The organism is Pseudoalteromonas sp. PS5 (assembly GCF_004103255.1).
In the GTDB taxonomy this organism is placed as follows: Bacteria; Pseudomonadota; Gammaproteobacteria; order Enterobacterales; family Alteromonadaceae; genus Pseudoalteromonas; species Pseudoalteromonas peptidolytica.
Map to the genome: position 1 here is coordinate 1 of NZ_RCSQ01000217.1, position 9,787 is coordinate 9,787.

Annotated in this window: 6 protein-coding genes; 2 read left to right on the forward strand and 4 right to left on the reverse strand. The window is 42.8% G+C overall.

Annotated features, from left to right (window positions below; genetic code table 11):
- Positions 1-329: 329 nt before the first annotated feature.
- The 4 genes from D9603_RS20635 to D9603_RS20650 all read right to left on the reverse strand — a co-directional run bounded on the left by D9603_RS20635 (position 330) and on the right by D9603_RS20650 (position 8,083).
- A complete protein-coding gene (locus tag D9603_RS20635) occupies positions 330-1,682 on the reverse strand; it encodes a sigma-54 dependent transcriptional regulator (RefSeq protein WP_125253453.1) in 1,353 nt (450 codons plus the stop codon).
- A complete protein-coding gene (locus D9603_RS20640) occupies positions 1,675-3,396 on the reverse strand; it encodes an ATP-binding protein (protein ID WP_128732736.1) in 1,722 nt (573 codons plus the stop codon). The genes D9603_RS20635 and D9603_RS20640 overlap by 8 nt, the downstream gene beginning before the upstream one ends.
- Before the next feature lie 273 nt (positions 3,397-3,669).
- Positions 3,670-5,499: a M28 family metallopeptidase gene (locus D9603_RS20645; RefSeq protein WP_128732737.1), complete on the reverse strand. Its 1,830-nt coding sequence runs from the start codon at positions 5,497-5,499 to the stop codon at positions 3,670-3,672.
- A gap of 400 nt (positions 5,500-5,899) precedes the next feature.
- Entirely contained in the window at positions 5,900-8,083 is a 2,184-nt protein-coding gene (locus D9603_RS20650) for a M4 family metallopeptidase (protein ID WP_128732738.1), read from the reverse strand.
- A 524-nt stretch (positions 8,084-8,607) separates the two neighbouring features.
- Here D9603_RS20650 and D9603_RS20655 point away from each other — a divergent pair.
- The gene (locus D9603_RS20655) at positions 8,608-9,135 is read left to right on the forward strand and encodes a hypothetical protein (RefSeq protein WP_128732739.1); all 528 of its coding nucleotides are present in this window, start codon (positions 8,608-8,610) and stop codon (positions 9,133-9,135) included.
- An 18-nt stretch (positions 9,136-9,153) separates the two neighbouring features.
- Positions 9,154-9,588 (forward strand): hemerythrin domain-containing protein, encoded by a 435-nt coding sequence (locus tag D9603_RS20660; protein ID WP_125253448.1) that lies wholly within the window; start codon positions 9,154-9,156, stop codon positions 9,586-9,588.
- The last annotated feature ends 199 nt before the right edge of the window (positions 9,589-9,787 follow it).

The window sequence follows — 9,787 nt, forward strand, 5'->3', positions numbered from 1 at the left end:
TCCTTCAAATTGAGCAAGTATTCAGTCAAATTGGTATCACCTTACCCCATATCCTTGTCGGGCAACACAGTAAAAATGCCAATCAAGCGCAGCCCTTCGGGTTCATCTGAATGCGTTTTATTCATTGTTACTCAACGTTTGCTGGGATTATTAGGCGGTAAGTCGAGCGTTGCGTTCAAAACACATGCAAAGGAACAAAAATCAAACAGCAAAGGCCAACGCCCCCTAATTACTATGAATGTATTGAGCGTAGTGTGAAGTGGTTAACTGAGCAGTGGTTTAAATCTGCCCTTAGTTTACATCAAGAGGGAGTGGCTACACCGTAAAAGCTAATCCCCACCAGCAAACATAGTACGATTTAAGCCATATTTATTCATCTTGTCGTAAAGTGTTTTTCTTGGGATTTGTAGCAAGCTCATGGCTTCTTTGATGCTGCCTTGGCTTTGAGCCAAAGCTTCCTCAATCAGAGACTGCTCATAATAACTGACTTTTTCAGCCAAGCTTAGCGTGTCTTCAGACCAAGTTGGGTTGATGCTGCTGTCACTCATCGCTCCACCAAGCAAGATATGTCGTTCAGCATGATTGCGTAGCTCCCTGACGTTACCCGGCCAAGGCTGAGCCAATAGTTGCGATTCAAGTTCTGGACTTATCGGTTGCATTGGCTTGTGAAACCGCGTGGCTGCTATTGAGCTAAAATGCTTATAAAGTAAAGGAATATCTGCTTTCCTCGAGCGCAGCGGTGGGATCTTCACTTTTACAAGATTCAGTCGGTAGTACAGATCTGATCGGAACTTACCTTGCTCGACAAGTTCATGCAACTCTACTTTGGTTGCGGCAACCACTCTAATATCAAGCGCGATAGAAATGTTGCTACCCACTGGCGTTACACTGCGCTCTTCAAGCACTCGCAACAGCTTAACTTGCAGCGCAGCTGACATTGCTTCAATCTCATCTAAAAATAAAGTACCTCCTTGAGCAAAAGAGAACTTTCCCTCGCGTGACTCCTTTGCTCCAGTATATGCACCGCTTTTAGCTCCAAATAATTCACTCTCTATAAGTTCTTCTGGAATTGCACCACAGTTTATGGCCACAAAGTTATGCTTAGAACGCTCACTGTGGTCGTGTAAATAACGTGCAACCAGCTCTTTTCCTGTGCCAGTTTCACCCTCGATTAATACATCTGCTGGCGTATCAATAATTGCATCAAGTAAATGCAGCATTTGTTGCATTTGCTTTGTCTCACCGAGGATCCTAACACCTGGGGCTGATTTCTTCTTCACTTGAGCTTTAAGCGCGCGGTTTTCCATCACCAAGCGGCGCTTATCAAGCGCCCGCTCTATACAGTCTAAAAGCGGTTCAGACACTGGCTTTTCAAAAAAGTCATAAGCGCCCTTTTGAATAGCCTTAACCGCGACCTCTACATCAGCATATCCTGTGAGAAACACCACCGGTAGCTCAGAATCAAATTGAGTTAATTGCTCCAAAAACTCGATGCCATTCATTTCAGGCATATTAATGTCGCACAGCACCACCCCCTGAAATTGGCGCGAGAGTTTTTTTAAGGCAGGAGCGGCATTGGTATAACAATGGACTTCATATCCTTCAATTTCGAATAGCTGCTTGAGCGCATCGAGGATACTTGGTTCATCATCAATAATTAACAACGTCTTGTTTTCAGTCATGCTGCGGGTTCTTCATATATAAACTAATTAAAAATTCTGCACCACCTTGGGGGTGATTGTGGGCACTCAATTGACCCTGAAACGACTCGATAATTTGTTTTGAAATAGACAATCCAAGTCCTAACCCGTTACCACTTTTAGTAGTAAAAAACGGCTCAAATATAGTCGATAAAGCATGTTGCTTAATTCCCTCGCCATTATCAATAATAGACAGCTGTACTTTGCTTTCATGGGCTTGGGCACATATTTTTATACGCTTTTGATGCTGCTCAGTCAGTGCTTGACAGGCGTTACTAATGATATTGACCAACACTTGTTCAAATTTAAATGGGTCTACCCAGATATTGCACGCTAAGCCTTCGCATTGCACTTCAACACCTGTGCGCTTTAGCTCTGGGCCAACTATCACCAGAGCGTTATCTACTGAGTGCTTGAGGCTAGTCGTCAGCATTTTATTATCATGATGCTGACTAAAAGACTTTAATTGCGCAACAATTTTGTGCACTCTGGTGATCAATGATTGAATCAACACCATGTTTTCGACAACAGGCTGCACCTCGCCTTTTTGTGCAAGCCGTTTGGCACTTGCAACATACGCACTCATGGCGCTAAGAGGTTGGTTTATCTCATGGTTGATACTCGCACTCAACTGCCCTATGGTGGCAAGTTTTGCCGCCCGGATCAACGCATCTTGCGCATGCTCTAGCTCCTGCCGACGATATGCAACTTCAGCTTCCAACGTGCGCTGACTGTATAGTAGTTGTCGATAGCCTGTAAGGTTACTCAATGTATACTCAGCGACAGCGAATATAATTATCAGGATAAGGGCTGTGATCCCAAGCCGTCCCCACTGAGCTGACTTAATTGCTGCCACCTCGTACAACAAATAAAGCGTGTATTGCGGCAAGAGTACTTGTTGTTGCACTAACACTTCCCCTTGGTGCGTTACACTCCACGCTCGGTTGTCAGACAATTCGCGCCAGCCAATAGGCTTTAAAGGCTCATTCTCAAACTGTCTTGCAACAGTAATTTGCTCACGTTGAGTTGACGATAATGCCAATAATGTTCCTAGGCGCCACTGCTCTACATTCGATGCAAGTACAATATTATTACTGTCTGCGATTAAGAAGTGGCTATTGGTGCCGGTATCTAGTTGAGCTTTGTCTGACTCAAATTTACTGGCATTCACTTTCATGACCACTACACCTAACAGCAAACTGTCCTCATACACAGGGTTAGCAAAGTAAAAGCCTCGTGTCTTAGATCTCAATCCCAGAGCAAACGATACATTGGCATCGCCTTTGATGGTTTGGTAGAAATAAGGACGAAAAGCAAAATTGCTTCCCTTGTAGCTATGTAGTTTGTCCCAGTTGCTGCTGGCGATCACTGTGCCGCTAAGGTCAAGTAAATAGATGTCTGATGCACCACTGGAGATTTGTATATCTTGAAGGTAACGATCGAGTTCGTTGTCATTGTCATCGCTTTTTGGCTGAAGGCCAAGCTTTACCAAAGGACTTTGACTCAATTGAGATTGTATCGCCTGGTAACGGCTAAACTCAGCTTGAACGTACCCCTTGAGCTTTTCCAAATTACTTTTAGTCTGGCTGAGTATTCGCTCTTCATCCTGCGTGACATTTAAAAAATAGCTTATCCAAAGCCCACACAATAATAGTAAAAAGTAAATTAATATCTTAATTGAGAACTTATGCGACACATGTGACTCCTGAGCAGACTCGATGAGTCTAACAGAAGCCACATGTCAATAAAATCACATCTTTATACCCATTAATTAAATGGCCTATGCTAAGGCGAGAAAACCTTGTCACTAACACCGCAGTTGGTTCCTTTTAAGCTGGTAAAAGCTTTACTACTTAGTTGTTCTAAATAGCAAATTTAAACCTATTTAGTGACTAATTTTCTCCTCGCACTGATACATCAATGTAGTTTTATCGTTATCAGCTACTTTCTTTGATACTGCGAGCTGGCGTCAGTTAGCGCTGATACTCAGTGTGACATTATTCGCAGCTTGGTACCCTTGCAAACCGATATGCCAAGTACCGGCTTGTGGCGTTGAAATAGTACACTGTTCATTGTTGCCGTTTTTGTATGGTCGGCATTGATATGTACCAGTATCGGGTTGTGTACCGAAATTAACATAAAGATCAGCATCACCGGTTCCGCCAGAAGTACTGATTGTTAACGTTTGATATCCAGCACCCAACGCTTGGGTAAAGTATTGCCACTGGCCACTGGCAACTGCTATGTTTTCTACGGTCTTGTCAATAGGAGGGGTTCCACTGGAGGTATCATATTTGCCTAGCAGACTGACGCCTGAAATAGCGTTCCACGCCTCCACCATTATATGGTAAGTACCGGCCTGTGCCGTTGATATATCACATTGCTCGTTACTAGTAGAATTAGTACTTTTGCAGTCATACGTTTCTAATGTTGGCTTTGCACCAAATCGGACGTAAAGATCAGCATCACCTGAGCCGCCTGAAGTGCTAAAACTTAAGTTAGATGCCCCCTCTGCCACCTCCATGATAAAAAACTGTTGGCTCTTCGCATTGCCTGAAATGCCCGTTTTCGCAACACCATTTTCGAGTTTATTATCAGGTAAAGGAGGAGGTGGGTCTCCTGCATTTTTACCGAGTTCAGCAACAAACGCCAACGCCAATTTGGCAAATTTTTGCGCATGAGTTGCATCAAATTCAGTGTCGTTTGTTGTATGAATTTTTCTATTAATATCTGACATTCTAGACTCGAATGGCATTGAAGCTGGAAAACCCTGCTGATACCAAGATGCGTGATCAGAGCAGCCATAGCCACATTGGTCGTAAGCATAAGTTAGGTTGGGTAAATAGGTTTCTATCAACTGACCTAGAAACTGATTTTGAGCGCTATTGGTATAGTCTGTCATCATCACGATGTCTGCACTGCTACCATTTCTGCCTGTCATATCAAACTGCGCCATCCCTACTACATTTTTACCTTGTGAACTGTAAGCCTGAGCAATCGCTTTGGAGCCACGTAAACCCACTTCCTCTGCGGCAAAACCCATAATTTGAATAGTACGTTGTGGTTTATATCCATCAGCAACAATTGCTTTAAGCGCTTGTGTTAATACCGCGATCCCTGACGCATTATCGTCAGCACCGGGTGCCAAGCCGCTACTATTGGACTGATTGATAGAATCAAGGTGTCCACCAATTACCACAATTTCGTCGCTAAGCTCACTCCCAGCGATGGTGACAATTACAGATGACTGTGCCCAGCTGTGAGAGAAGTATTCAACTGTAATATCTGAGCGACTGGCCGCAATGTCAGACCAATTTTGTTTTACCCACTGCGCAGCATCAATCCCTGATTGTGAGGTGTAATAACGATTATAAAAACTAGTCAGTGAGCTAACCGTGGCACTTAAATTAGCAGTATTAACCTTAGATAGCAGACTATTGACTCGCTCGGGGTTATCAATGCTGTAATTGACCAACGTTGCCGCTGGATCTATGGTTTCAAGTTGCGCTAAGTAGCTTTGCGCACTTTCAAGAGAATCATGAGCTACAAATCCACCACAGCGGTGATATTCATCATGCATAAATGCACTTAGCTCGCTGTGATAATGTTCTGGGACTTTGAGCGCTTTAATGTCGCTATTGGCTATCGAAAGTTGTTCAAAGTGGTTGCCTCTTATTGAGTTATGCACCTGAAAATGTTGGCTTGAATCCGCATCCATGGTGATCCATATTTCCTCAGATGCTGTGGCTACACAACTTAGGCAAGCCATACTCATTAGTAATGGGGTGGTAACATTCATTGTTGTATCCTCTGCTCACTTGAACCTAATCTTTATCCAAATACATCAATATAAATCAGCATGTTCAAATGAGAAATATCATGGTTGATAGACTAAGTATCGTGTGGCGCGATATTAATTAACTTGAGCTGCCGATAATTATTGCCTTTCTTGCTGTCAGTTTTAGCGCTAACTACGTTGTGTTTTAGCAACAATGAATTGGAATATTTCTTATCCAAACCTCAGGTTAATCAACGTATTGTTTTAGGCTTGCTTACCCATAACAGTCGTTGCTGAAGTTGGTTGCAATGCAGCTATCACAAAACATGCAGCAAAAAATATTACTAACCAGTTGCTCACGTTATTAGTCCATCACCCTAAAAAGTAAGAGGGAGCTTACGCTCCCTATTGAATTGGCAGATTAATTCGCTTTAATATTCAAAGTTACGCCGCTTGCTGCATTGTAACCTCTTAAATCTATGTGCCATGTACCTTGTTGTGGGTTCGCAATTGTACAGCTCTCGTTGTTACCGTTTTTAAACGGACGGCATTGATAGCTTGATGTTGTCGATTGAGAACCAAAGTTGACGTATAGATCAGCATCACCTGAGCCACCAGAAATGTTGACTTCAAGGTTGCTGTAACCCGCAGCTAATTCCTGTGTGAAACGAGCCCAACCACCAGAAGCGACGTCAATATTAGACTCAGTGCGATCAATTGGTTGCGTTCCACCGGCTGCACTATAGGTGCCAGTTAATGTCACCCCAGAGATCTGGTTCCATGCTTCTACCATAACGTGGTATCTACCGGCTTGAATATTGCTAATATCGCAGCTTTCGTTGCTTGTAGACGTGGTACTATTACAGTCATAGCTACTCAGTGTTGGGCGAGAGCCATACTTCACGTAAAGATCCGCATCACCGCTTCCACCGGAAGTTGTGAAATTTAGGCTCGTCGCATCAGCGGGCACATCAAGCGTGAAGAACATTTGAGCTTTTGCTGCACCATCAATACCGGTACGCGGTTGACCATTAACTAACTCTTCATCACCGCCTGGAGGTGGAGGCGGTGTTGTTGAACAGCTGCTTCCTGCACTTAGGTCAGAGTTAACGCCAACCGCAGCTAACGCGGCTTTTACATCATTTGGTTCATAGCCTAGGTCACAAGCTGCATCCATTACCCCATTACCAGCTAAATCCCAATCAGTATTCGCTGTCCAATACATTTGGTTCGCTTTAGCCATCACGATAAAGGCTTTTTTAGTATCCCAGCCAGCTGTGGTTGCAAGGTTATAAAATGCTTTATTGAACACACCTGATGTGTAATGGACATCCATGCTTGATGTATAGTTCGACTGATGGTCAATAGAGCGGCCATCACGGGTAGGGTCATTCATATAACGTAATGCACCGCTACCTTTGAAGATATCCTGTCCTACTAACCAGTCATTGCTGCCTTTCATATAAAATTCAGCCGCTTCACCCGCCATGTCAGAAAAGGCTTCGTTTAGGCCACCAGATTTATAGCGATATACTAGGCCAGAATTTTGTTCGGTGAATCCGTGGCTTACTTCGTGAGCAGAGACATCTAGGCTGACCAAAGGGTAAAAAGTATTGGCACCGTCACCAAAGGTCATCGCGCTACCATCCCAAAATGCGTTTTCATAATTGTTACTGTAATGTACGCGCATTTGCAGCTGGAATGAAAGCGGCGCAGTACCAAGCCAATCATTGTACATGTTAAAAACAACGTTACCGAAATAATGCGCATCGTTTAGTGGAGAATAAGCGCCATTGATTTCTTTAAAGGTGTTTTCTGGACAAGTAAAGCTGTGTGCTGAAGATCCACCGCTACCATGGTTCAAATTAATGGTCTTAACATTCGCATTAGTCATCGAACACGTATTGCCTGACTGTGCTACATCCAAGTACCCGTAGTCAGTACCATACTCATAGCGGCCAGTTTTTTCGTTACCGCCCGGACCGGTTGCGTTAGCGTGTTGTAAGTTGTCAAAACTTTCTAATATTTCGCCAGTGTTTGCATCCACAATTAAATATGGGCGTTTCGGCTCATCCCCGTAGGTAACGAAGGTGATCTCATAAACTAATCGTGCTGTCGAGTTGCTATCGAGCCAAATTGCTAAACGAGACTTTTCGTTGTGCTTTTTGTGCTGTTTCTCGCTTTGCAAAGACTGCTTTTCAGCCATTTTTAACGCCTTAGCTGCGTTAAGCGTTGGTTTAACGGCAGCAAGATCCGCTGCAATGTTATATACCGCTGCACCATGTGCTTTTTTTAATGTACCAGCGTCATCGAATGTAAGAATAACGGTGTCGCCGATCACCGGTAAGCCATGATAGGTTTGCTGAAAGCGTGTGGTCGTTTCACCCTTTTTATTGCTAAAGCTTTTTAACTCTTTAAGTTGGCTTGCACTTTCTAACCCAATAAGCACCTTAGGCTGCGTACTGAGTACAGTTTGAGACGCCGACTTTAACATTGTGTTTAGATCTGATTTTTGATTTAAGTATTGTTTTGTTGCAGCCTGAGCGCTCAATGACGTAAACGCAATTGCACATGCTGTAGCCATAGTTACTGTAGATAATTTCACTTATTACACTCCTAGTATTGTTGTTTTATCGTCACTTTTACTTTCTCGCTTTTTACATCCTGCGATAACAAATGACTTCTTTCTCCTTCAACTTCAGAAGACATGGGAAACACATGTTGGCTTCCCATGTCTTATTAGACTAGGCAGCAATGAAAATAAATAAACCCCAAAGTTAACATTTTAATAATATTTAATTCACCTTAAATATTTATGCAATAATTTCATGCGTTTGCTCAAAATACGTACTAAAAATGGGGAGAGCTTTATATTTCACATCGATATAAATGTAAAAAATTTGATACAGAACGGGGAATATAACAGTCTACCCTTTCTTAAAACATTCAATAAGTTATGTTATATCAAAATATGTAATTTCTACTCTGTAATCCCTACTCAATCAATGACTCTTAGCCAACTAGAAATCGTATGAAAGATAAAATTATACTTATATTTCATACATTTGAATAATTAGGTATAACGCTTGCAGCTCTTTCGCTAAGACATCAATAGTTAAGGGAAATGTTGTGACGAGTGTAGAAATTTTATCCTTTTCAGATCATAGAGTTGGCGCCGTTTTGTCGGAAAAAGCCGCGGTAAGGCAACTACAAGATGATTTGCTCAATGAACGTTTAGTTCAGCAACAGCAGCTAACATTACTTGGACCCCAGCAAAGCGACCCTGAAAAACAATTAATTAGTAAGTCTGATCCCGAGCTGGCCAGAAACATGCTCAATTGGCACATCTATTTAGGCGCGATTGGAGTCATCTTGGCATTTTTGCTAGCAGGGTGGTTAGTCAATTATGGGCCAATGTTTACTCAAGCAAATCCCTACTTGACCTTTATTGCACTGCTCAGTCCGGGCTTGTTCTTGGGGTTATTCGCATCAGGCTTAGTATCGCTACGCCCAGACAAAGACCCATTTAATCAGGCAGCGTTATCAAAAGTTGCACAAGGCAAGTGGCTGCTGATCATTTGTGCCAACAACGAGGCTCACAGAGCCAAGTTGATGTCATTTTTCAGGAAAAACGATCAAATTAACCTTTTAAACTAGACAATCCGAGGTACCGGTATGGAAATTTTTAACGCGATTAAACAAGATCATGATCATCAACGTGCGCTTCTAAACATGTTAGCGGAGACTTCCGGTGATTCAAAAGTCCGCGAAAAGTACTATCAAGAGTTGAAAGACGCGCTAGAGGCACATGCTGTCGCAGAAGAACGGTACTTTTACGCTCCATTAATGCACAGCGACATGACGATTGAAGACTCTCGTCACGGTATCGCGGAGCACCATGAAATCGATGAGTTAATTGAGGCACTAGATAATACGGAGTTTTCAGATCCCAGTTGGCTTGGCAAACTGAAAAAGCTCAAAGATAAAGTCGAACATCATTTAGCTGACGAAGAGCAAGCATTTTTCCAGCGTGCGGGTAAGGTACTTGATAAAAGTGAAAAATCGCAACTTGCACAGGAGTATCAAAAAGAGATGGAAGAGCAGCAATAAACACTAAAACTAAACGCCCAAAAACCTACGTCCTGAGCTTGTAAGTGACAGTAAAGTTATCCCAAGCTCAGGTTTATACCAATTATCTTAATTAAGAGGTCTATTTTGAAGCAAGAAAATATTGTAGATAACACCGCTTCCGCGTCCTGCTCACGCCGAGGTACCTACGTCCTGTAGGCAAGGCAAAAGTTTTGCTATT

Bases quoted from the DNA above. Each gene is read 5' to 3' on its own strand.
- D9603_RS20660 (WP_125253448.1), top strand. From the start codon at position 9,154: ATGGAAATTTTTAACGCGATTAAACAAGATCATGATCATCAACGTGCG.
- D9603_RS20635 (WP_125253453.1), bottom strand. From the start codon at position 1,682: ATGACTGAAAACAAGACGTTGTTAATTATTGATGATGAACCAAGTATC.
- D9603_RS20645 (WP_128732737.1), bottom strand. From the start codon at position 5,499: ATGAATGTTACCACCCCATTACTAATGAGTATGGCTTGCCTAAGTTGT.